Source organism: Rhizobium sp. CB3171 (assembly GCF_029714265.1).
Classification (GTDB): Bacteria; Pseudomonadota; Alphaproteobacteria; order Rhizobiales; family Rhizobiaceae; genus Rhizobium.
Window position 1 is genome coordinate 627,501 of sequence record NZ_CP121652.1, and the last position, 23,510, is coordinate 651,010.

Consider the following 23,510-nt stretch of genomic DNA (forward strand, 5'->3'; position numbering starts at 1 on the left):
TTCGCGCTGTGGGCGACTCAGGAAGCGTGTTAGTCCTTCGCTATGCGTGTCGCAGCCTTTCAACGCTTGGCAATGTTTGATGCCGTCGACAAGACAGGCGATGTGCTTGCACGCGATCTGGCATGGGCGGAGGAGCAAGGCATCGACCTCGCGCTTTTCCCGGAGTGCTATCTTCAGGGACACAGCTACGACAAGGAAATTGCCAGACGACGTGCGTTGTCTCTCGATGATCCCGCTCTGAAGTCTCTGATCAACCGCTGTGCATCGGGGAAGACGACTGCGATCATCGGCCTTTTCGAGCGGCGCGGGGAGGCGATCTGCAATAGCGCTGTTGTCGTAAAGGCAGGGCAGATATGCGGGGTCTATGCCAAGGCGCATCCGCTGGAAAGCGGCTGCGTGCCCGGAACGGATTTTCCGGTCTGGACGCTCCGCGATTGGCGCTTCGGCATCAATATCTGTTCCGATCTCCGATATCCCTACACGGCGGCTCGGCTCGCCAGAAGGGGAGCCGGCCTCATCTGCAATCCCGTCAACCTGATGCTGCGGCCTCACAAGGCGGAGAAGTGGCATAAGCCCTGCTTATCGGGCCTACAGACATGCGCCAAACATACGGGATGCTGGGTCATGTCGGCTGATGTTGTCGGCGGCAATGACGATGGCTGGCTAAGTTACGGCAGCACCGCGATCGTCGATCCGAACGGTGTCGTCGTTGCGAAGGCGAAGCCGTATAGCGAGGACGTCCTCGTCTTCGACCTGCCTGATCGACAACCCGAATGCGGATTCGATCAAAAAGCGCCAATGATCGCTACATAATTGCACAAATCACGCTATCCTCTCCCCTATGAGACCGGATCAATTGCTGTATCCCGCCCCTGATGGGCTGTTCTGTCCGATCGGTGGCTTCTATGTCGATCCGGTGCGGCCAGTCGAACGGGCGTTGATAACGCATGGACATTCCGACCACGCCCGCTCCGGACATGCCCAAGTGCTCGCCACGCGCCAGACGCTGGACATCATGCGGATACGCTATGGCGATGGCTTTTCCGGATCCGAGCAGGCGGTCGGTTTCGGCGAGGAGCTGACCATCAATGGCGTTCGGGTGCGGTTTCATCCGGCCGGGCACGTGCTTGGGTCTGCACAGATCGCGGTGGAGAAGGATGGGCTGCGCATCGTCGTTTCCGGCGATTACAAGCGACGGCCGGACCCGACCTGCGCCGCCTACGTGCCCGTTGCCTGCGACGTCTTCATTACCGAGGCGACCTTCGGACTGCCGGTGTTCCATCATCCCGATCCGCTGGACGAGACGGCGAAGCTGCTGGCTTCGCTCCGGCAATTTCCGGAGCGCACCCATCTCATCGGCGCCTATGCGCTCGGTAAGGCGCAGCGCGTCATCCGGCTGCTGCGCGATGCAGGTTACGACAAGCCTATCTATATTCACGGCGCGCTGGAGACATTGTGCGGCTATTATGCCGGGCAGGGCATAGTCCTCGGCGAGCTGTTGCCGGCAACGATCGAAAGCCGGGATCAATCGATCTTCAAGGGCGCTGTCGTCGTCAGGCCACCCTCAGCTTTCCAAGACCGCTGGGCGAGGCGGTTCCATGAGCCTCTCCCTGCCTTCGCGTCGGGCTGGATGATGGTGCGCCAGCGCGCCAAGCAGCTCGGCGTCGAGCTGCCACTGGTCATTTCGGATCATTGTGATTGGCCAGAGCTGACCGAGACCATCGCGGAGCTGAAGCCGGGCGAAGTCTGGGTCACCCATGGTCGGGAAGAGGCCCTTGTGCGCTGGTGCGAATTGCAGGGCATCCCGGCCAAGCCATTGCATCTGATCGGCTATGAAGACGAGGGCGACTGATGAAAGCCTTTGCCGACCTCCTCGATCGCCTGGTGTTGACGCCGAGCCGCAATGGCAAGCTGAAGCTGCTCACCGACTATTTCCGCGAGACGCCTGACCCGGATCGCGGCTACGGTCTCGCCGCGATCGCCGGCACGCTGGAGGTGCGCAACGTCAAGCCGGCCATGCTGCGCGAGCTCGTGCTGGAACGCATGGACGAAGTGCTGTTTCGTTACTCTTATGACTATGTCGGAGACCTCGCCGAGACCATCTCGCTGGTCTGGGACAAGGAAAGCGATATCGTCCGCCCGGCGGGCGAACAGCCGAAGCTCGGCGAGGTGGTGCGCCGGATGAATGCGCTGGGGCGTACCGAGGTGCGCAGCTTCGTTCGTGACCTGCTCGACAGGCTGGACACGTCAGGCCGTTTTGCCTTCCTGAAGCTCGCCACCGGCGCGCTGCGCATCGGTGTGTCGGCGCGGCTTGCCAAGCAGGCTTTGGCGGAGCTGAGCGGCAAGGACGTGACCGAGATCGAAACGCTGTGGCATGGGTTGCAGCCGCCCTATGAAAGCCTGTTCCAATGGCTGGAGGGCAAGGGCGACAAGCCGGTACTGGCGACGCCGGCGATCTTTCATTCCGTCATGCTCGCCAATCCCGTGGAGCCCGGCGATCTCACTGGGCTCGATCCCCTGGATTATGCCGCCGAGTGGAAATGGGACGGCATCCGCGTCCAGCTTTCGCGGGCGGGAATGACGAGCAAGCTCTATTCCCGCTCCGGCGACGATATCTCCGGCGCCTTTCCGGACATCGTCGACGCCGTCAGCTTCGAGGGTGTCGTCGATGGCGAATTGCTGATCGGCGGCACGGCGCGCTCCAACAGCCCGACACGTACCTTCTCCGACCTGCAGCAGCGGTTGAACCGCAAGACGGTGACGGCGAAGATGCTGGAGGAATATCCGGCCTTCATCCGGGCCTATGATCTGCTGTTCGATGGCGAAGAGGACGTGCGTGCCCGCGGCTTCCTCGATCGGCGCGAGCGGCTGACGGAAATTATCGAGGCAGCACCCCACGATCGCTTCGACCTCTCGCCGCTGGTCGAATTTACCTCCTGGGAGGAGTTGGACCAATTGCGTTCGTCTCCGCCCGATCCGGTTATCGAAGGCGTCATGATCAAGCGCCGCGACAGCGCCTATCTCGCCGGCCGTGCCAAGGGGCCGTGGTTCAAATGGAAACGCAATCCCTACAATGTCGATGCCGTGCTGATGTATGCCCAGCGCGGCCATGGCAAACGTTCCAGCTATTATTCCGATTTCACCTTCGGCGTCTGGTCGATGACGCCGGAGGGCGAACAACTGGTGCCGGTCGGCAAGGCCTATTTCGGCTTCACGGATGCCGAACTGGAAGTGCTCGACAAATTCGTGCGTAACAATACGATCGATCGTTTCGGCCCGGTAAGGGCGGTGCGGGCCGATCGCGATTTTGGCTTCGTTCTCGAAGTCGCCTTCGAAGGGATCAACCGTTCGACGCGACATAAATCCGGTGTCGCCATGCGTTTTCCGCGCATTGCTCGTCTGAGACCCGACAAACCGCCCTATGAGGCGGATCGACTGGAAAATTTGGTGGCACTAATTGACGCCAAGGCCCCTGCCGTTGATGAATAAGTCAGGTTGATTCCTCACCACAATGTGAGTTGGCCCCGGCTTTCAACCCGTGCAGATTTCGATACTGCCGGGCATATTTGGACAGAGCATATGACAACGTCTGAAGACAACGCATTTCGCCCCGGTCGCCGCACCGTTCTCGCCGGTCTTGCCGTAACACTTTTTGCTCCCAACATCGCTAAGGCTGCCGAAACAAAGGTTCTCGAAACAAAGACGGTCGAGACCAAGGCTGCCGATCCCAAGATCGCCGCGAAAGCCGCGGAGGCGTCGGTCGATCCGCCGCTTCTGGCCGGTGATTATGCCAAGGAGCGTCACAAGTTCCGCACCGACCTTCTGAACAAAGGCCCGGCGCCAGACAAATATGAACCGCTGGTCGCACCATCGGACGCCGATCAGATTTTTTATCGCAGCGGTCTCGGCGGCGAGCTGGAGCTCGTTGCCTGGGTATCGCGCTATGAGCGCACGCCGAAGCCCAAACCGGCCGTGCTCTTCCTCCACGGCGGCAACGCCATAGGTCAGGGTCATTGGCTGCTGATGAAGCCTTACGTCGAGGCCGGCTATGTCGTCATGATCCCGTCGATGCGCGGCGAAAACGGCCAAAAGGGTAATTTCTCGGGTTTCTATGACGAGGTTGCCGACGTTCTCGCTGCATCCGATCGTCTGCGCCACCTGCCAGGCGTCGACCCGCATCGTCTGTTCCTTGCAGGCCACAGCGTCGGCGGCACGCTGGCGATGCTGGCGGCAATGTCGGCCAAACGCTTCCGCGCGGCCACACCCATTTCAGGCAATCCGGATGCCTTCGCCTTCTTCCATCGTTATCCGGAGGATATCCGCTTCAACGCGAAAAATCCGCGCGAATTCCAGATGCGCTCGCCCGTCTGCTACTCCCACAGCTTCAAATGCCCCTTGAAGGTCATGCACGCCAGTGAAGAGACCAATTTGCAGGCCCGGGCGGCGCTGCTTTCGAAGCGTGCTCTTGCCGGCGGTGTAAAAATGGAATTGGCGACGGTTCAGGGCAATCACAACTCGGCGCTGCCGGGTGCGATCGAACAGAGCATCCAGTTTTTCCGGAGTGTGGCGGCCTAAACGGTCAGCCCATCAACCGGTCCACCAGCGCCGCCGCGGCTTCTGCAATCACCGTTCCCGGCGGAAAGATCGCGTCTGCGCCGGCGGTTTCCAATGCAGCGAAATCCTGAGGCGGAATGACGCCGCCGACCGCGATGAGGATACGACCGGCGTGGCGGCGGTTGAGCGCTTCCTTGAGTTCCGGCACCAGCGTCAAATGGCCGGCGGCAAGCGACGAAGCGCCGATGATGTCGGCGCCTTCCCGAACCGCGAGATCGGCCACTTCCTCCGGCGTCTGGAACATGGCGCCGACGACGACATCGAAACCGAGATCGGCAAAGGCGGTGGCGATGACCTTCTGCCCGCGGTCATGTCCGTCCTGTCCCATCTTGGCGACGAGGATGCGGGGCTTCTCGCCCTTTGCCTTGCGGAAAGTTTCAACCTTGGCAACCGCCTTGTTGAACAGGGGATCGGCGGTGCCGACTTCCTTGCGATAGACGCCGGATATGGTTCTGATTTCCGCAACGTGCCGGCCGTAAGCCTTTTCCAGCGCCAGCGAGATTTCGCCGACCGTCGCACGTGCGCGCGCCGCTTTGACGGCGAAATCCAAGAGATTGCCGGTGCCGTTGCGCGCGGCATCGGTCAGAGCCTCCAGAGCGGTCTCAACCGCCGCCGTCTCGCGCGTGCCCTTCAATTGCTGCAGTTTCGAGAGCTGGCGGGCGCGGACTTCGGAATTGTCCACCTTCAACACGTCGACTTCGATATCCCGCTCCGGCCGCGAGAAATTGATGCCGACAACAATCTGGTGGCCGCTGTCAATGCGAGCCTGCGTGCGGGCCGCCGCCTCTTCGATCCGGAGCTTCGGAATGCCCTTTTCGATCGCCTTCGCCATGCCGCCGAACGATTCCACCTCTTCGATATGGGTGAGCGCGCGGGCTGCCAGATCATGCGTCAGCCGCTCGACATAGGCCGAGCCGCCCCAGGGATCGATGATGCCGGTCGTGCCGGATTCCTTCTGCAGCAGAATCTGCGTGTTGCGGGCGATGCGGGCCGAATGATCCGTCGGCAGAGCAAGCGCTTCATCGAAGGAGTTGGTGTGCAGGGACTGTGTGTGGCCCTGCGTTGCCGCCATGGCCTCGACCATGGTGCGGATGATGTTGTTCATCGGATCCTGCGCCGTCAGCGACCATCCGGACGTCTGGCTGTGCGTGCGCAGCGCCAGCGACTTCTCTTCCTTCGGCGCAAAGTTCTTCTGCATCAGTGCGGCCCAGATCAGCCGTGCCGCGCGCATCTTGGCGACTTCCATGAAGAAATTCATGCCGACCGCCCAGAAGAAGGAGAGGCGTGGCGCGAAGCTGTCGATATCGAGCCCGGCGGCCACGCCTGCGCGGGCATATTCGATGCCGTCGGCGATCGTATAGGCGAGCTCCAGATCCGCCGTCGCACCGGCCTCCTGCATATGGTAGCCGGAAATCGAGATCGAATTGAATTTCGGCATGCGCTGGCTGGTATAGCTGAAAATGTCCGAAACGATCCGCATCGAGGGTTGCGGCGGGTAGATATAGGTGTTGCGGACCATGAACTCCTTGAGGATGTCGTTCTGGATGGTGCCGGAGAGCTTATCCTCGGAAACGCCCTGCTCCTCGGCGGCGACGATATAAAGCGCCATCACCGGCAACACCGCGCCGTTCATGGTCATCGATACGCTCATTTCTCCGAGTGGGATGCCGTCGAAGAGCTGGCGCATGTCGAGAATGGAATCGATCGCCACGCCCGCCATGCCGACATCGCCTGCAACGCGCGGATGGTCGCTGTCATAGCCGCGATGGGTGGCAAGATCGAAGGCGACGGAGAGGCCTTTCTGCCCGGCCGCGAGATTGCGGCGGTAGAAGGCGTTCGATTCCTCGGCGGTGGAAAAACCCGCATATTGGCGGATGGTCCAGGGCTGCTGGACATACATGGTCGGATAGGGGCCGCGGACGAAGGGAGCTGCGCCAGGATAGGTGTCGAGGAAGTTCAACCCGGCAAGGTCAGCAGCGTCATAGACGCGCTTGACGGCGATGCCCTCCGGAGTTTGCCAGGCCGGGGCGTCGGTTTTTGAAGTAACCGCTTTCGGTTTCTTCCAGTCGATTTTGCTGAAGTCGGGTATAGTAGTCACCGAGCCGATACCTCCGCGAATTCCAATGCCGCCTTCATGCCCCAGCTCCCTCATCCAATCGCACCGGCATCAGTCCCATCCCGCCTGCGACCGGACCCAACTCTCCCAAAGCCGGAACCGGTCGCTCCGCCTTCATCGCAAACAATGTCGTCCCCACAATCGGCTTTGCCACACGATTTGCCCGCGCTTCCTGCACCATCGCCGCTAATCGGCCACTGGCGATAAACTTCGCGAGCCCGCCATCCCGCTCGATGCCCGCAAAAATCTCCCAGGCCTTTTCCGCCAAAGCCTCGGTCAGCGCCTCAATGCCGCCAGCCCCGGCGGCCGGGTCGACCACATGGTCGAGATGGCTTTCAGCAACCAGGAGGGTCTGCATGTTGCGCGCCAGGCGTCGCGCCAGCGGATCGGGAATGCCATGGGTCAAGCTGTGCGGCAGCACGGAAATCTCGTCGGCGCCTCCGGTGCCGGCAGAAAAGACGGCTATCGTATTGCGCAGGATATTGGTTTCCGGGTCGAGCCGCGTCAGCATGCGGTAGCTCGTTTCCATGTAGAGATGGGCGAGCGGCGGGTCGGAGATGCCGCAGGCCTCTGCGATATGGGCAAAGATCATACGTGCGGCGCGAGCTTTCGCCATGGTGACGAATTGGTTCTGATCGGCAGACAGACAGAGACTTGCTGTATTGAGGGTCACTTCCGGCGCGACGCCTGCGTCATCCAATAGTTTCAGATGAGCGACGAGAGTTGCCGCCATGACGGCCAGTTCCTGCGCCTCCGTTCCGCCGGCATTGTGCACGGCGCGGCCATAGGCATTGAAAACGGTTCCGGCAAATCCCGCGTCATGGAGACGTTTGAAGCTGCCCGTCATCTCCCGCGTCGTGCTGGAGGCGAAAACGTCGAGGCCGAAATGCACGGTCGGGCGATGTTGGTTCTTCTCGAGCGCCGCCGCCAATGCCGCGGCAAAGGCCGGTGAGAGGCCGTCCAAGCGCAGCGAAATGGAATTGCCGGAAACAGCAGCCGCCAATCTTGCCGCAAGCACCTCCGTCTCGTTGTTGAGGCCGATACCAAAGGCCGAGGGGCTGCTTTTCGAGATCAGGCTGACGCCGTTGCTCCCGTTGGCGAGATCCTCGCCGAGCTGAAGGAAAGCGCGTTCGATATCCGGATCATCCATCCGCTGGCTGACGACCCAAGGTCTGTCGGTTTGCCGGCGGGTGAATGGCGCGGCATCGGAGCGGCGGGCATAGAGCGGCTCGATCGCGATGCCGTCATCCGTTCGCGATACCAGCGCCTCCTGGTAATCCGCGCCCTTCAGTGCCCGGTCCACCAGCTTGAGCCATGCCTCGCGGCTTACCGGAGCAAAAACGTTCGGGTCCAGACTGTCGATATTCATGCTATCCTCCGTCTTCCAATGGTCTAACCCAAGCCAGGGCAAGGGAAAACAGAAGTTTGGCCTATTGGAGCAATATCTTCGCATGCGACGCCAGCCTCGCGCCAGCCGCGCCGGTCATCATGTGGCTGACCGATCCATATTCAACTGGTTCCCGATGATGGCCGATCTCCTGCCTGTTTCCCGTCGCTTGCTTGCTGTAGCCGCTTTTGCCGCGCTGTCCGCCTGCAGCATCATTCCCGATACCGGAGCGACCGATCCCGACCGGTTCGTACAGGAAACAGCGCCTGTCTTTTACCAGCCCGAAGGTATCGATCCACAAAAGGTAAAACGCCTGCCGGTCCAGCCGGTGCCGCAAGCGCGCGATCTCTTCCGCACGCAATTCAATCAGACCTACGGCCTGCCGACCTCCAATCCGGTGCATCAGGCCATGTATGCGCAGAAGAGCGAAGACGATTTCACCCTGCCGGCCATCCCCTATAAGCGCATAGATCAGCGCTTCTTGCGCCAGGAAGTGGACTATCAGACCGATGAAAGGCCCGGCACGATCGTCGTCGATACGAGGGGCCACTATCTCTATTTCGTCGAGCCGGGCGGCAGGGCGATGCGTTATGGCGTCGGCCTCGGCGCGGCCGGTTATGCCTGGCATGGCAGGGGCATCATCCAGTGGAAGCAGAAATGGCCGCGCTGGACGCCGCCGAGCGAAATGGTGGCCCGCGAACCGGAGATCAAGGCGGTTTCAGCCGAACGCGGCGGCATGAATCCGGGGCCGACCAATCCGCTCGGCGCTCGCGCCCTCTATATCTTCCAGAATGGCAAGGACACGCTCTATCGCATTCACGGCACGCCGGATTGGCAGTCGATCGGCAAGGCAGCGTCATCCGGCTGTGTGCGCATGCTGAACCAAGATGTGATCGATCTCTACAATCGTGTGTCGGCAAGGGCCGAAGTCGTGGTTCTGTAACGGCAGATTGCAACAAATTTTCGTGATGTTGCATAAGTGCGATAGCCGGGCTTCGCTGCCCTCTTTAGTTTTATTCCTGTCTCTGCGAATCTTGCGGGGAACCGAATCGGATCGTTTCGAGTTCCCGCTTCCCTTCCAACAGGAATGATGCTGTCGACATGAGCCTGCCTTCTTCTCTTTCCCGACGAAATTTCCTCGCCCTTGCGGGCATTGGCGCCGTTTCGACGCTCGCCGGCTGCGCTTCCACGGTGGAGAGCAATCCGATTGTCAGCCCCGTGCAGTATAACGGTTCCACCTATCGCCCCTTAGGCAGTTGGCTCTCCAGCTATAATGGCGAGCAGCCGGACCCGGCTGTGATCTATGCAGCTATGGATGATGGCGGCTTTCATCTTCCGGCAATACCCTATGAGCAGATCGATCCGCGATATTATCGTCAGCGCGTTGTCGATCCGACGGGTGAGCCGCCAGGCACCGTCGTCGTCAATACGCGCGAGCGCTTCCTCTATGTCACCGAACCGGGCGGCACGGCGATGCGCTATGGTATCGGCGTCGGTCGCGAAGGCTTCGCCTGGCAGGGCCGTGGTGTCATCCAGTGGCGCAAGAAATGGCCGCGCTGGAACCCGCCGGACGAAATGGTCGCCCGTCAGCCGGAACTCGTCAAATATTCCATCGCCAACGGCGGCATGGAGCCTGGCTTGAAGAATCCGCTCGGCGCGCGCGCGCTTTATATTTTCGAGGATAAGCAGGATTCGCTCTACCGTCTGCACGGCAATCCCGACTGGCGCTCCATCGGCAAGGCCGTTTCCTCGGGCTGCGTTCGCCTGCTGAATCAGGACGTCATCGATCTCTACGACCGCGTGCCGCAACGCGCGCCAATCTTGGTGACGCAGGCGTAAGCTTGGACATGTTTTTGACGAGTGGAATTTAACGGCTGTTATTCGGCCGTTAAATTCGCTCTTAGCCGCTGCAGCCGGTCGCGCAGACTGGCCATTTCATTCATATCGCAGCCGACGGCTTGGCCGATGGCTGCCATGATCATACTGACCTGGCATTTCATGCCGGCGCCCTTTTCCGTCAACGAAACGATTACCTGGCGTTCGTCCTTCGGGTCTCGTACGCGCCCGATCAGGCCGGCTTGCTCGAGGCGTTTCAACAGCGGCGACAGCGTGCCCGAATCGAGATCAAGCTGCTCACCGATGGTCTTGACCGGCAAACAGCCTTTCTCCCAGAGCACCAGCATCACCAGATATTGCGGATAGGTCAGCCCGACGCGATCGAGGATCGGCTTGTAGGCGCGATTGAAGGCATGCGCGGTCGCGTAGACGGCAAAACAGAGCTGCCGTTCCAGCCGCTTTTCCTCATCCGGGATTGCCCGCTCCTGCACCTTGTCCGTCATCGCTGCTCCGCCAGTTTCTTGTTGACGTCATTGTCACAGGTTCATTTTTCAAAATCAAATTACAAAAATATATTGCGCACGATTAAATCGCGTTATATACAAACTTCATCCAACTCGCAAAGGAGATCTGACATGCCTATCCTCTACACCACCAAGGCTTCCGCTACCGGCGGCCGTGCAGGCCACGCCGTTTCCGAAAATGGCGTTCTTGACGTCACCCTGACCGTGCCGAAGGAACTCGGCGGCGACGGCGCTACCGGCACCAATCCGGAACAGCTCTTCGCTGCAGGCTATTCCGCCTGCTTCCTTGGCGCCCTGAAATTTGTTGCAGGCCAGCAGAAGGTCAAGATTCCGGAAGACGCCAAGGTGACGGCAACGGTTGGCATCGGCCCGCGCGCGGATGGCACCGGCTTCGGCATCGAAGTCTCGCTGTCGGTTCACATTCCCGGCATGGAAAAGGCCGAAGCTGAAAAGCTCGCCGCTGCCGCTCACATCGTCTGCCCCTATAGCCACGCCATGCGCACCTCGACGGAAGTGCCGGTCACGGTTGCCTGAGAACGGGCTTTCTCATCTTCCGAACTGACGGAACGGATGACATAAAAGAGGAGCGATATGCATTTCGGTGTATGTCGCTCTTTTTCTTTTGCAAGAAAGTTGCTATATGTTTTCTTGAGAAAGGATATAGCCATGATATCTGCTCAAGCGATCGGTCACGCAAATCCGGGCGAGGCCCTAGTCATCACCAAGGCGGTCGTTAATGCCGCGGAGCGGCTGGGCTTGAACGCCCGCATGCTCGCTGCTGTCATCGGCGTTTCGGAAGCGACGGTGTCGCGCATGAAGCGGCAAGATCATCTTCTGGAGCGGCACAGCAAGCCATTTGAACTCGCCGTTCTTTTCGTACGTCTGTTTCGCTCGCTCGATGCCATTGTCGGCGGCGATGAGGCCGTGGCGCGGCAATGGCTGCGCAATGTCAATCTCGCCTTCGGTGCAACGCCGCTCGAAAAGATCACCTCCATTTCCGGATTGACCGATGTCCTTGCCTATCTGGACGCCCGCCGCGCTATCGTCTGAGGCTCGGCCGATTTCCGGCCGCTATTGGCGACTGGTGGAGGCGCAGCATCAGGTCTCGACCTTGAAGCTGGTCGACACGCTGGAAGAGCAGGCGCTTCTCGAACATCTGCTGGAGGAGAGCAAGCCGGCGCTGCCGCCGGAATGCGCTGGTCTGGACTATCTGTTGGCCACTCCCTTCCGCTACGGAGCGATCTACCCTCACGGCTCACGCTTCAGGCGAGCGGGGCGTACTCTCGGCGTCTTTTATGCTTCCGAACGGATCGAAACGGCGCTGGCCGAAATGAGTTTTTACCGGCTGCTTTTCTTCAGCGATTCTCCGGAGACGCCGTTGCCCGCCAATGCGGCGGAATATACCGCCTTCGCCGCCGCGATCAGCACCAAAGAGGCGATTGATCTTACCCGCTCGCCGTTGGATCGAGATCGCGAAGCATGGACCGATCCCGTCAGCTACGAAGCTTGCCAGTCGCTCGCCGACGCGGCGCGTGCAGGGGGCATTCAGGCGATCCTCTACCGCTCCGTCAGGGATTCCCAAGGCGGGAAGAATATTGCCCTTCTGACGGCCCATGCCTTTGCCGCCCGCGAACCGGTCGAACGGCAGACCTGGCGCATCCGGCTGTCGCCGGCCGGTGTGCAGGCACTCTGCGATTTTCCGAAAAGTCGCATCGGTTTCGCACGCAGCGATTTCGGCGCTGATCCGCGCATGCGAAACAGCGCTTAAGCCAACGTGAGCAAATCCCGCCGCAGCCGGTCCGCATCGCCATCGGGCAGTCTAGCTTCCACCTCCGCATGCGTCACCTTCCAGATCGGCACAGCGGCCGCGAGCACCGCTTTGCCTGACGGCGTCAGGCTGAGCAGCCGGGCACGGCGATCCCTGGGATTGGGAAGAATGCTCACCCAGCCCCGCCGCTCCAGCGGCTTTAAGGCCGCCGTCAGCGTCGTCTGATCTATTGCGAGCAGCGTTGCCACCGGCCCCATGGCTGCAGGCTCCGGCCTGTTCAGTGACATCATCAGGGAAAACTGGCCATTGGTGAGTCCGAGTGGCCTCAGTGCTTCGTCGAAACGGCGCGCCAAAGCGCGAGCGGCGCGCTGCACATGCAGGCAAAGGCAGGTATCGCGCACGAGTAGTGTTGTCTCGAAAGGAATTTCAATCATGTTTGACATGGTTTACTAATATTGATATCAATGCATTTGTCAAGTTTGGTGAGAAGTGGACGCCGGAGGAGGGCGCGACAATGAACCAAATCGTTTCACGCGAGGTGTGGCTGGAGGCTCGCCGCGAACTGCTTGCCAAGGAGAAAGAAGCGACGCATTTGCGTGACCGTATCAATGCCGAGCGCTTGGCGCTGCCCTGGGTCAAAGTCGACAAGGACTACGTTTTCGACACGCCCACGGGGAAGAAGTCGCTGGCCGATCTCTTCGACGGCCGCAGTCAACTCATCGTCTACCACTTCATGCTCGGTCCGACGTGGGAAGCCGGATGCCCCGGCTGTTCGTTCCTCGCCGATCATTTCGATGGCGCCCTGCCGCATCTCAATCATCACGACGTCACCCTCGTTGCCGTTGCCCGCGCGCCGATCGAGAAGATAGAGGCTTACAAGAAACGCATGGGCTGGAAGTTCCCTTGGGTGTCGTCTTTCGCCAACGACTTCAATTTCGACTATCACGTCTCCTTTACGGCAGAGCAGCTCGCCGGCGAAAAGGTGTTCTACAATTTCTCTGCCATGGACGCGAAGAACGGCCACGACGAGCTTCCTGGGCTCAGCGCGTTCTACAAGGATGAAGCCGGCAATATTTTCCACACCTATTCCAGTTATGCCCGCGGCGGCGAGGAGATGATCGGCACGCTGATGATCCTCGACAATGCGCCGAAGGGACGCAACGAAGGCAGCACCATGGATTTCGTTCGTCGCCACGATGAATATGACGAAGCCCCGAAGGCGCAATCCTCCTGTCACTGAAGCATGAGCCCAAGTCGCGCGATTTTCCGTCGAAGGTCGCGCGGGAACAAATATCCGAAGTGCCGTGTTTAAAGCATGTCGCGCAAAAGTGTGCAGCGGTTTTGCGATAACGACATGCGCAAAATCAAGGACCTAAAGCGCAAGGAGCGGATCTGAAAGATCGCGATGCGCTACGGGGTATAGGGCTCGGCCAATCGCAAAGGAGGGACGCGATGAAGGCGAAACTGACGGAAGAGCACGCATTCTGCAGTCCGGCCAGCTATCGTGAAGCCATCACACTCATCGACGACAATGAACGCATCTTTTCCTCGTGCCAGCCGGACTGAAGCTGGAAGGAATTCATGATCGCCAATTACCGCCGCAAGCAATAGGGAGATCTACAATGGCTGCGAAGGGATATTTTGTCTGGTACGAACTGATGACCACCGACATGGCCGCGGGAGAGGCCTTCTACCGCAAGGTTGTCGGCTGGGACGCCAAGGATGCCGGGATGCCGGAAATCGAAATGGCCTATACTCTGTTCAGCGCCGGCGCCGGCCCGATCGCCGGCATGATGATCCTGCCGGAAGAGGCCAAGGCCATGGGGACGCCACCCTGCTGGACAGGCTATATCAGCGTGCCCAATGTCGATGAGGCTGCCAAGACGATCGCCGCAAAAGGCGGCAGGGTCTATCGAGAGCCTGGGGACATTCCGGGTGTCGGCCGCTTTGCCGTCGTCTCCGATCCCTATGGCGCCGCCTTCTGCATTTTCACGCCGTTGCCGGGCCAGGACTGGCAGCCGCCGGAACCCAATGCGCCCGGCTATATCGGCTGGCACGAGCTCTATTCCAACGATGGCCCGAAAGCCTTTGATTTCTACCGCGATATGTTCGGCTGGGAATCGAGTTCCGATTTCGACATGGGTCCGATGGGCACCTACAAGATCTTCAAGATCGGCGACCGCGACTTCGGCGGCATCATGACCAAGCCGGCGGAAATGCCGATGGCCGCCTGGAACTTCTATTTCAATGTCCCGGCAATTGATGCCGCTATCGGCCGCGTCAACGAGGCCGGCGGAAAGGTCGTCAACGGCCCGATGGAAGTCCCCGGCGGTAGCTGGATCGTCCAGTGCACCGACCCGCAAGGCGCGTTCTTCTCGCTCGTTGCGCCGGTGAAATAAGCTTTTACCTTCTCCCCTCGGGGGAGAAGGTCGCGCGCAGCGCGGGTTGAGGGGGCGTTACTGGGGGAACCGGCTTTGGAGCACGGCTTACGATATTCGTCGCTGTGCTCCTCGTTCTCTCATCCACCCTTCGGGCACTTGCTCCCCGAGGGGAGAAGGGGTCCGCTACCGCTTCAAGCTACCCAGAATCCCTCTCACCAGCGCCCGTCCAACCTGCGTCGCGATCGTACGTGCGGCGCTCTTCATCGCTGCTTCCAAAATCGTTTCGCGCTGGTAGCCGGAACGGCCGCGGCTTGCCGGTTTGTCATCGTCATTCCCGAAGCCGGGGAGCGTCCAGCGGCCGCCGGCGCTTCCGTCGTCCTGTTTGGCGGCATCCTGCTCGGCCGCCTTGCCGGCGCGGGCGGCGAGGATCTCGAAGGCGGATTCGCGATCGACCGTCTCGTCGTAGAGGCCGGCGACCGGGCTGTCGTTGATGACGGCCTGGCGCTCGGTATCGGTCACCGGGCCGATGCGACCCGACGGCGGGCGGATCAAGGTGCGTTCGACGATCGAGGGCGCGCCCTTGCCTTCAAGCATGGAGACCAGCGCTTCGCCGGTACCGAGCGTGGTGATGACTTCGGCGCAGTTGAAGGCCGGGTTAGGCCGGAAGGTTTCGGCGGCCGTCTGGACTGCCTTCTGTTCGCGCGGCGAATAGGCGCGCAGCGCATGCTGCACGCGGTTGCCAAGTTGGGCGAGCACGGTTTCTGGCACATCGAGCGGGTTCTGCGTGACGAAATAGACGCCGACACCCTTGGAGCGGATCAAGCGTACGACCTGTTCGACGCGCTCGATCAGCACCTTCGGCGCATCGTTGAAGAGCAGGTGCGCCTCGTCGAAGAAGAAGACCAGCTTCGGCTTTTCAGGATCGCCGACTTCCGGCAGTTCCTCGAAGAGCTCGGACAGCAGCCACAATAGGAAGGTGGCGTAAAGCCTTGGGTTCATCATCAGCTTGTCGGCGGCAAGCACCGAGATCTGCCCATAGCCATCATTGCTGACGCGCATGATGTCGGAAATCTTCAGCGCCGGCTCGCCGAAGAAGTTTTCCGCCCCTTGCTGCTCCAGCACGAGCAATGCGCGCTGGATCGAGCCGACGGATGACTTCGAGATCAGGCCGAATTGGCTGGAAAGCTCGCTGGCATGGTCGCCCATATAGTTGAGCAAGGCCTGGAAATCCTTGAGGTCGAGCAGCGCCAGCCCATTGTCATCGGCAATCTTGAAGGCGATGTTGAGCACGCCCTCCTGCGCCTCCGATGCGTTCATCAGCCGTGCCAGCAGCAGCGGCCCCATCTCGGCGATGGTGGTACGCACGCGATGGCCTTTTTCGCCGTAGAGATCCCAGAAGATCACCGGGAATTGTTCGAATTCGTAGGGCTTCAGACCAATTTCCTCGGCCCGTTTCAAAAGGAAATCCTTCGGCTCGCCCTTGGCGGCGATACCGGAGAGATCGCCCTTGATATCGGCGCAGAAGACCGGCACGCCGGCTTTGGAAAAACCCTCCGCCAGCACCTGCAAGGTCACCGTCTTGCCGGTGCCTGTCGCGCCAGTGACGAGGCCATGGCGATTGCCGAATTTCAGCGTCAGATATTCGTCCTTGTTGATGCTGTCGTCCGGATTGCGGCTGGCGCCGACGAAAATCTGTTCATCCTGTTGCGGCATCAGGCGTCGTCTCCCTTTGGACGGCGGCACTGCAACCCCCGAGAAGTTTTAGGGGCGAGAGGTGCCAGAGGCCCATTCATTGTTTTGTCCTGACGCTGTTATAAGAAGAGACTTGAATGGGGACAACCGTTCGCTTCATGGTGATGCTTCCGGTAGTGTCGCACACAACCCGGACAGACTTGAGTCGGTCGGCGCATTCAATTACGTTGACGTTCACGTCATAAGTAACAGGCAGGAGGCCAGAATGAACGAGATTATTGATCAGATCGCAACGAGAGCCGGCATTTCACCCGATATTGCAGAGAAGGCCGTTGGCATGATGCTGGGCTTCCTACAGCGCGAAGCCCCGGATGGCCCGGTCACCAAGATGATCGAGTCTATCCCCGGTGCGTCCGATCTAGTGGCGCAATATAACGGGGAGGAAACGTCCGGCGGTCTGCTCGGCGGCCTTCTGAGCGCCGTTGGCGGTGGCGGCGGTCTCATGGCGCTCGGCCAGTCGTTGATGAGCAGCGGTCTCAACATGGGCGAAATTTCCTCGCTCGCCAAGGAAACCATCGCGACCGCCCGCGAACATGCCGGCGATGAGGTGGTCGATGAGGTCGTCAATTCCGTGCCGGGGTTGAGCCAGTTCCTGTAATATGCTGTCATTTGTGACGAAGGCCCCGCGGTCTGATCGCGGGGCTTTTTTGTTTGATCATTCAGCAGGTTGCAAATTGTCCCATGGCCGCCAATTCCATTCCATCGCTGTTACCGAACGGGCCTGGCCATCGGTTCGTGCTCTATGGCGATTCTTGTTCCGGAGTTCCAGGCGCGCTGCACGAAGAGACCTTCGTCGCCGTCAACGCCGTCCTGCGCCGGCTTGATCCGCCGCCGGAATTCATCCTGTTTCCGGGCGACGAGATCATTGGTCTGACCGCCGATCCGGAAGCCTTGAGGGCGCAATGGCGGCATTGGTTCGAGCATGAAATGGGCTGGCTCGACCGACGGAAAACGCCGCTTTGGCACACGACCGGCAATCACACCACCTATGATGAAATGAGCGAGCAGGTCTTTCGCGAGGTCCTGCAGCTTCCACAAAACGGTCCGCCAGGCCAGGAAGGCCTGTCTTACTGGGTGCGCCGCGGCGATCTCCTCCTTGTTTTCGTCCATACGCTGTGGACCGGTCTCGGTGGCGAGGGTCATGTCGAGACAGAGTGGCTGGAGGCAACGCTGAAACAGCATGGAGATGCACGCCATAAGATCGTCCTCGGCCATCACCCGGTTTTCCCCATCAACGGTTTTTCCGGATCCTATCAGCGCGAGGTCGGCCCGGATTACACCAAGCGATTTTGGGATATTCTGGTGGAAGCGGACGTTCTGGCCTATGTCTGCAGCCATATCCTCGCCTTCGACGTCCAGGTTCACCGCGGCGTCCTGCAGCTTTGCACCGCCGGCGCAGGCACTGCGCATAGAATGCCGGAGGGCGTGGAATATCTTCATTGCATCCAGGCGGCACTCGATGCGGACGGTCTTCGCTATCAGGTGCTGGATACGGACGGCATCGTTCGCGAACGATTGCAATGGCCTTTCAAGCCGGCCGATCCCGAGAGCTGGCAAACCCTGTCACCCGGGATGCATCGAGCCAGCTTTACCGGCTCGATGACCAATGATCGCATCATCGAATTGCGGATAAGGGGCCGCATGCCGAAGGCGGCACATCCGCCAGCCCAAACACTCTTCTCTGCCTTCAACGCCGATGCCATCGCGCCGTTCTGGCTCGGCTTGCGTGGTCCGAGGCAAACGCTGACCTTGATTCTTGGTCGCGATCCCGGCCGCAGCCCGCATTACTGGTTCGGGCCTGATCTCGCAGCCGGTCAGTCCTTCGATGTCGATATCGCTCTGCATGCCGGCATGGGGCCAGGCGGCATGCTTTATCGCATGCATGGCGATGACAGATGGACTTCATTCGACGGAGCTTCCGCCACCGGCCTTGAACGCTTGGTCTGGCCGGCGCAATGGAGCGTTGGCCATGGTCAGCGCGGCACTGAAGACCGCGCCTTCATGGGCGAGGGGTTGGAGGTAGCGTTTGCAGTGGGATAGGCGCTGCGCGGCCTTCCCCTTTACGCCTCAATCGTCTCCAATCCGATGCCAGACGCGGCCGTCGCGTCCGATGAGTTCGTCTGCGCAGGCCGGTCCCATGCTGCCCGGCGCATAAGGATCGGGTTTGCCGCCGTCGGCCCAGAGATCGAGAAAAGGCTGCACGGCCGCCCAGCCGGCTTCGATACTGTCGGCGCGCTGGAACAGGGTTTGGTCGCCGACGAAGAGTTCGTAGAGCAGCGATTCATAGCCCGTCTGATGACCGATGTCGAAATGGTCGGCATAGCGGAAGTCGAGCTCGATCGGCGAGGTCTTCAGGACCAGCCCCGGCGATTTGATGGAGATCCCCATCTGCAGCCCTTCGTTCGGCTGCACCTGAATAATCAGCTTGTTCGGTGGCAGGTCCGGTCGCGCGGCCGCCCGGGGAAATTGCGCGAAAGGCACCTGCCGGAAGGTGATGACGACTTCAGTGTCACGGGCCCTCAAGGCCTTGCCCGTGCGCAGATAGAAGGGCACGCCTGCCCAGCGCCAGGTGTCGACGAAAAGTTTCAGCGCCACGTAGGTTTCGGTATTGCTGTCTGGCGCGATATCCGGCGTCTCTGTGTAGGCCGGCAGATCCTTGCCGTCGAGTGGCCCGGCGGTGTAGGCGCCGCGCACCGCGTTTTTCGCCGCCTCGTCTCGCGAATAGTGGCGCAGCGCCTTTAGCACCTTACCCTTTTCGTTGCGGACGGATTCTGCGTCGAAGCTGTTCGGCGGTTCCATGGCCACCATGGCAAGAAGCTGGAACAGATGGTTCGGCACCATATCGCGCAAAGCGCCCGTGGCGTCGTAGAACTTGCCGCGCGTGCCGACGTCCACCAATTCCGCGGCGGTGATCTGCACATGGTCGACATAGTTGTTGTTCCACAGAGCTTCGATCATCATGTTGGCAAAGCGCGTCGTCATGATGTTCTGCACCGTTTCCTTGCCGAGGAAATGGTCGATGCGATAGATTTGGCTCTCGTCCGCGCTGTGCAGAAGCGTCGCGTTCAACATCTGCGCCGAAGCGAGGTCATGACCGAACGGCTTCTCGATGGCGATGCGCCGGAAGACGCCGGCGGTTTCGTCAAGAAGCCCATGCTCGGCCAGGCGGCTGGCGATGTCGCCGAAAAAGCGCGGCTGCACGGCAAAATAGAAAGCGGCATTGGCGCTCGGCGCATGCTGCAGTCGATCGGTGATCTCCTGATAGATTGCGCCCTGCGTGAAGTCTCCGGATATATATGAGATGCGCGTCTTCAACCTCTGCCAGGCGTCGCTCTGCTGCGCTTGCTCCATTCCGTTCGTGGCGAGGAATGTGTCAAGACGCTCGACCAGGAACTCGTCGCCACCGGGTTCGATGCTGACACCGAGCACATGCACGTCGTCGCCCAACATGCCGGCTTTGGTCATGTTGATCAGCGTCGGCATCAGTAGCCGACGCGTCAGGTCGCCGGTTGCACCAAAGATCACGAGCGTCAGCGGAGGAGCGGGGGGAACGGTGAAGCCGGTCATGAATGCACCTCCGTCTGGAATAGGGAGATCAGGTTTCTGGACGACATGCATCTTCTCCTTCAGCCGGTTGCGTTCGTGCTTGGGCGAGGATGTTCTAACCCAAGATCGAGAAAACCGGAATCGCTTTTCGAAAGGGTTGCGCTGTGAGGCATGATCCCATCGGCGGGCGTCGCCACGGCATAAATGCTATATAGGCCCTACTTCTTCACGGCGATCATAAACAGCCGTGGAAACCGCAGCAGGACTTTGCCGTCCACCAGTGGCGGATAGGCCTTTTCGATGCGTGTGAGATAGTCGGCCGCGAAAGCGTCGCCATGCTCAGGCCCGGCATGATCGAGATAGGGGCGCAGGCCCGTGCCCTTGACCCATTCGACGATGGCGGCGGCATTTTCCAATGGGTGATTGTAGTTGGTGTGCCAGAGGTCGACGCGGGCCGACTTGCCGATCAGCCGATTATAATAGGCCGAGGGTGAGGGAAGCGGGCTGCGGCGCACGCTCTTTCTGGCAAAGGCCTCACTCCAGGGGCCGTCTTTTCCTGTCTCCTCCATCATCAAATGGCTGAGTTCGGTCAGATTGTCTGGCATCTGGATGGCGAGCACGCCGCCTGGCCTCAACCCGTCCATCAGCCGTTCGAAAATGTCGATGTGATCAGGCAGCCATTGGAAAACGGCGTTGGCAAAAAGCAGATCGACAGGTTCTTCCGGCTGCCAAGTGGCAAGATCGGCCCTGAGAAACTCCGTGCCGGGCATGCGCTTGCGGGCCGCCTCCAGCATGTTCTCGTCGCTGTCGAGCCCGGAAACGCCGGCGGCACCGTAGCGTTCGACGATCAGCTCCGTCGAGTTGCCAGGCCCGCAGCCGAGATCGATAGCGCGATCTACGCGCTCCAACGGCACCTGCGCGAGTAGGTCACGCGCCGGGCGCGTGCGTTCATCCTCGAACTTCACATATTGGCCGGCAGACCATGCCATGACTTATCCTCTTCATCAGATTGTATGCCCGATACGAGTGGACCCGGACCTTGTCGATATTGGGCCTGTGGAGTTTGATCATTTCATGGGCGAGATCGCCAGGGGTGAAATTTCGACCCTCGTGCGGCAAATGGCCCAGGAAATCGCTGATCGGGTTGGCGGGAAACGCGCTTAGAACAGTTGCGACAGCTTCTATTTTCCCTTCACCGCCAGGATGCGCTTTGCCACCTCATCCAGCCCTGCCGTATTGCGGGCGATGAGTTGTTGCGCGACGTTCGTCAGTGCGTCGATGTTGCCGTCAGAGGCATCATCCAGTTCGTCGTTGGCGCCGACGAGCGCGCCGTCGATGCGAAAATAGGCAAGCTTGCCCACATTGGCCGGTGTGACCTGCGTCGACCCGTCAACCATCTTCGTCTTGGCAGGGTTGAGCAGCGAATTGGCCTCGTAGGAGGCGGTCGATACCTGGCCTTGCATCAGGATTGAAATCAGCGGCGTACCGTTGGCGGGGTTGATCCAGCCGAGTGCGCCCCAGCTTTTTGCCTGCTGATAGGGAATAGGACGGTTCTGCTGGCCGGTGCCGAGCGACAGAACCACGACGGAGTTGTTGCCCTTCTCCCAGCCCATCTTACGGGCTTCGACATAGGCGGCGAGGATAGGATCGTTGGCGAAGACGCCGCCGTCGATCAAGGGGACGGAGCGGTTCGGATCATCGACGGGTTTGGCGAAATTTTCGATCAGCGCCGGCTCGAAATAGCTCGGCGCGGCGGAGGTGGCGCGGCAAGCCTCCCAATAGCGGAAATGGCTGTTTTCATCGTCGGAATTGGACATGATCAGCGCCTGGCGCGCCTTGATGTCGTAAGCTGTGATCAGCACTTTGGTCAGTCCGGCGGCGATCTCGGCGGCTCCCAGCCGGACCTGCAGCTTCGCTTCCAATGGCGTCGCATCGTAACGCTCCTCCGCCAGTCCGCCGAGATTGATGATTTTCGACGCCAGCGTCGTGCCGAAAATATCCTGTCCCTCTTTGGCATAGAGCTTGACGAGATCATCCGGCGTGCAGGCGGCATCGCCGTTGCCGGAAGGGTGCGGGCAGGTGAGCCCGGCTGCGATGATGCCGCCGGTCGACGTGCCGGCGATCAGATCGAAGGCTTTGTACATCGGCAAGCCGTTCAGCCGCTTCGCGAGCTCGGCAACGATGAGCGCCGGAATGAGCCCGCGAATACCGCCGCCGTCGATGGATAGGATGAACCGCACTGCCATGGAATTCCCCTCCTATATCTGCCCGTCGGCAAAGATAGCAGCGGCATTGCATCGATCAATGAAAGCGGAGCGTTCTCGCCTACCTCTTGTGGAGGGGAGAGAATGCCTAAAAACGTGTAATCACGCTGATGCCCGTACCTTCCGCCTTGTCCAGCGCCATCAGCGCTGGCACGGCCTCTTCCAGACTGATTTTGCGGCCGATCAGCTTTTGTGGGGCGATCTTGCCGGCGGCAAGCATGTCCAGCATGGCGTCGTAACGCCAGGCCTGCATGCCATGGCTGCCGTAAATCTCCAGCTCATGGCCGATCACCTGCGCCATCGGTATTTGCGGCGCCGCATGTTCGCCCAGCATCAGGCCGACCTGCACATGCCGGCCGCGGCGGCGGAGATTCTTGATGGAATTGAAGCAGGTGACGGGATGGCCGAGCGCATCGATAGACACATGCGCGCCGCCCTTGGTGATCTCCCGCACAGCCTCAGCGACATCGGCCACACCAGCCGCATTGATCGTCGCTACCGCGCCGCATTCGCGGGCGAAAGCCAGCTTCTCGTCGGAAATATCGATGGCGATGGCATTCGCGCCGAGCGCGCTCGCGATCATGATGGCGGACAGGCCGACGCCGCCACAGCCATGCACCGCGATCCATTCGCCCGGACGCGTCCTAGCCTGGTCGGCGACGGCGCGGAAAGACGTGGCGAAACGGCAGCCGAGGCTCGCCGCCGTCGCATCGTCGATCGTCTCCGGTAAGTGCACGAGATTGGTGTCGGCATAATCAATCGCCACATATTCGGCGAAGGACCCCCAATGGGTGAAGCCGGGCTGGAACTGGTTCGGGCAGACCTGCTGATTGCCGGAATGGCATTCGGCGCAATGGCCGCAGCCGGAAACGAAGGGCACGGTGACACGGTCGCCGACCTTGAAGCGAACGACGCCCCGGCCGGTCGCTACCACCTTGCCGGCAAGCTCATGGCCGGGCACATGCGGCAGCTTGATATCGGGATCATGGCCCATCCAGCCATGCCAATCGCTGCGGCAAAGCCCCGTGGCGCCGATGGCGATCACGACGCCGTCCTCGCTGGGCGTTGGGTCAGGAAGGGTACGAATATCGGGTGTGGCCTCGAAGGCCTCGTAATACATCGCTTTCATGGGACTCTCACGCATTCTGCCGCAGTTGGTGTCGTCCATCATTTTTCCTGATTCATCCATTCGTCAAGCTATTGTTTCGGCGCATGAAAATTGCGCGGGGAATGCGGCTTCCGGCGCTTTGTTGCGAATGGATTTCAAGCGGAAGTTTCCGCTTGACCCCCAGGTTGTGCAGGTTTTTCCTTCTTGCCGCTTT

At 60.4% G+C, this 23,510-nt stretch carries 22 protein-coding genes; 13 read left to right on the forward strand and 9 right to left on the reverse strand.

From position 1 onward, the window contains the following. The first annotated feature begins 72 nt into the window (after positions 1-72). The 4 genes from QA648_RS03080 (at position 73) to QA648_RS03095 (ending at position 4,575) form a co-directional block, all read left to right on the forward strand. Positions 73-813 (forward strand): carbon-nitrogen hydrolase family protein, encoded by a 741-nt coding sequence (locus tag QA648_RS03080; protein ID WP_245463936.1) that lies wholly within the window; start codon positions 73-75, stop codon positions 811-813. A gap of 28 nt (positions 814-841) precedes the next feature. After that, complete coding sequence (locus QA648_RS03085; RefSeq protein WP_283049555.1) at positions 842-1,852, forward strand: ligase-associated DNA damage response exonuclease; 1,011 nt, start codon at positions 842-844, stop codon at positions 1,850-1,852. Further along, positions 1,852-3,489 (forward strand): cisplatin damage response ATP-dependent DNA ligase, encoded by a 1,638-nt coding sequence (locus QA648_RS03090; protein ID WP_283049557.1) that lies wholly within the window; start codon positions 1,852-1,854, stop codon positions 3,487-3,489. Before QA648_RS03085 ends, QA648_RS03090 begins: the two co-directional genes overlap by 1 nt. Positions 3,490-3,579: 90 nt before the next feature. Next, the gene (locus QA648_RS03095) at positions 3,580-4,575 is read left to right on the forward strand and encodes an alpha/beta fold hydrolase (RefSeq protein ID WP_283049558.1); all 996 of its coding nucleotides are present in this window, start codon (positions 3,580-3,582) and stop codon (positions 4,573-4,575) included. 4 nt (positions 4,576-4,579) lie between these two features. Here QA648_RS03095 and scpA read toward each other — a convergent pair whose 3' ends face one another. Further along, the gene (gene scpA, locus QA648_RS03100; protein WP_283049560.1) at positions 4,580-6,712 is read right to left on the reverse strand and encodes a methylmalonyl-CoA mutase; all 2,133 of its coding nucleotides are present in this window, start codon (positions 6,710-6,712) and stop codon (positions 4,580-4,582) included. A 34-nt stretch (positions 6,713-6,746) separates the two neighbouring features. Then, positions 6,747-8,099 (reverse strand): methylmalonyl-CoA mutase family protein, encoded by a 1,353-nt coding sequence (locus QA648_RS03105; protein ID WP_283049561.1) that lies wholly within the window; start codon positions 8,097-8,099, stop codon positions 6,747-6,749. 157 nt (positions 8,100-8,256) lie between these two features. Here QA648_RS03105 and QA648_RS03110 point away from each other — a divergent pair, with 157 nt between their 5' ends. Together QA648_RS03110 and QA648_RS03115 are read left to right on the forward strand one after the other, a co-directional pair. Continuing rightward, entirely contained in the window at positions 8,257-9,060 is an 804-nt protein-coding gene (locus QA648_RS03110; RefSeq protein ID WP_283051199.1) for a L,D-transpeptidase, read from the forward strand. A gap of 158 nt (positions 9,061-9,218) precedes the next feature. Further along, positions 9,219-9,956, forward strand: a complete 738-nt coding sequence (locus QA648_RS03115) for a L,D-transpeptidase family protein (RefSeq protein ID WP_104822378.1) — start codon at positions 9,219-9,221, stop codon at positions 9,954-9,956. A gap of 38 nt (positions 9,957-9,994) precedes the next feature. Here QA648_RS03115 and QA648_RS03120 read toward each other — a convergent pair whose 3' ends face one another. Then, complete coding sequence (locus QA648_RS03120; protein WP_283049563.1) at positions 9,995-10,456, reverse strand: MarR family transcriptional regulator; 462 nt, start codon at positions 10,454-10,456, stop codon at positions 9,995-9,997. A gap of 132 nt (positions 10,457-10,588) precedes the next feature. Here QA648_RS03120 and QA648_RS03125 point away from each other — a divergent pair, with 132 nt between their 5' ends. From QA648_RS03125 to QA648_RS03135, 3 genes are all read left to right on the forward strand, one after another. Further along, entirely contained in the window at positions 10,589-11,011 is a 423-nt protein-coding gene (locus tag QA648_RS03125) for an organic hydroperoxide resistance protein (protein ID WP_104822380.1), read from the forward strand. 132 nt (positions 11,012-11,143) lie between these two features. Next, positions 11,144-11,527, forward strand: a complete 384-nt coding sequence (locus tag QA648_RS03130) for an MbcA/ParS/Xre antitoxin family protein (protein ID WP_104822381.1) — start codon at positions 11,144-11,146, stop codon at positions 11,525-11,527. Further along, positions 11,487-12,245 carry an RES family NAD+ phosphorylase gene (locus QA648_RS03135; RefSeq protein WP_283049565.1) on the forward strand — a complete coding sequence of 253 codons (759 nt, stop codon included), beginning with the start codon at positions 11,487-11,489 and terminating at the stop codon, positions 12,243-12,245. Before QA648_RS03130 ends, QA648_RS03135 begins: the two co-directional genes overlap by 41 nt. On the opposite strand, the gene QA648_RS03140 is transcribed toward QA648_RS03135, so the two are convergent. Further along, positions 12,242-12,688, reverse strand: a complete 447-nt coding sequence (locus tag QA648_RS03140) for a MarR family transcriptional regulator (RefSeq protein ID WP_283049567.1) — start codon at positions 12,686-12,688, stop codon at positions 12,242-12,244. The two genes, QA648_RS03135 and QA648_RS03140, sit on opposite strands and share 4 nt — an antisense overlap. A 71-nt stretch (positions 12,689-12,759) precedes the next feature. On the opposite strand from QA648_RS03140, the gene QA648_RS03145 reads away from it, so the two are divergent. Both QA648_RS03145 and QA648_RS03150 read left to right on the forward strand, forming a co-directional pair. Then, a complete protein-coding gene (locus tag QA648_RS03145) occupies positions 12,760-13,485 on the forward strand; it encodes a thioredoxin family protein (RefSeq protein ID WP_283049569.1) in 726 nt (241 codons plus the stop codon). 382 nt (positions 13,486-13,867) lie between these two features. Continuing rightward, a complete protein-coding gene (locus tag QA648_RS03150; RefSeq protein WP_104822385.1) occupies positions 13,868-14,644 on the forward strand; it encodes a VOC family protein in 777 nt (258 codons plus the stop codon). Positions 14,645-14,809: 165 nt separating this feature from the next. Here the strand turns inward: QA648_RS03150 and QA648_RS03155 are convergent, their stop codons facing one another. Next, on the reverse strand, positions 14,810-16,339 hold the full coding sequence (locus QA648_RS03155) for a helicase HerA-like C-terminal domain-containing protein (RefSeq protein WP_283049571.1): 1,530 nt from the start codon (positions 16,337-16,339) through the stop codon (positions 14,810-14,812). Positions 16,340-16,583: 244 nt separating this feature from the next. On the opposite strand from QA648_RS03155, the gene QA648_RS03160 reads away from it, so the two are divergent. Then, positions 16,584-16,976, forward strand: a complete 393-nt coding sequence (locus QA648_RS03160) for a hypothetical protein (protein ID WP_104822387.1) — start codon at positions 16,584-16,586, stop codon at positions 16,974-16,976. 83 nt (positions 16,977-17,059) lie between these two features. After that, positions 17,060-18,418 (forward strand): metallophosphoesterase, encoded by a 1,359-nt coding sequence (locus tag QA648_RS03165; RefSeq protein WP_283049573.1) that lies wholly within the window; start codon positions 17,060-17,062, stop codon positions 18,416-18,418. A gap of 27 nt (positions 18,419-18,445) precedes the next feature. Here QA648_RS03165 and zwf read toward each other — a convergent pair whose 3' ends face one another. From zwf to QA648_RS03185, 4 genes are all read right to left on the reverse strand, one after another. Further along, positions 18,446-19,945: a glucose-6-phosphate dehydrogenase gene (zwf, locus tag QA648_RS03170; RefSeq protein WP_283049575.1), complete on the reverse strand. Its 1,500-nt coding sequence runs from the start codon at positions 19,943-19,945 to the stop codon at positions 18,446-18,448. Positions 19,946-20,142: 197 nt separating this feature from the next. Then, entirely contained in the window at positions 20,143-20,913 is a 771-nt protein-coding gene (gene tam / locus QA648_RS03175; protein ID WP_283049576.1) for a trans-aconitate 2-methyltransferase, read from the reverse strand. A gap of 192 nt (positions 20,914-21,105) precedes the next feature. Continuing rightward, the gene (locus tag QA648_RS03180) at positions 21,106-22,170 is read right to left on the reverse strand and encodes a patatin-like phospholipase family protein (RefSeq protein ID WP_283049578.1); all 1,065 of its coding nucleotides are present in this window, start codon (positions 22,168-22,170) and stop codon (positions 21,106-21,108) included. 106 nt (positions 22,171-22,276) lie between these two features. Continuing rightward, positions 22,277-23,317, reverse strand: a complete 1,041-nt coding sequence (locus QA648_RS03185; protein WP_283049580.1) for a zinc-dependent alcohol dehydrogenase family protein — start codon at positions 23,315-23,317, stop codon at positions 22,277-22,279. Between the last annotated feature and the right edge of the window lie 193 nt (positions 23,318-23,510).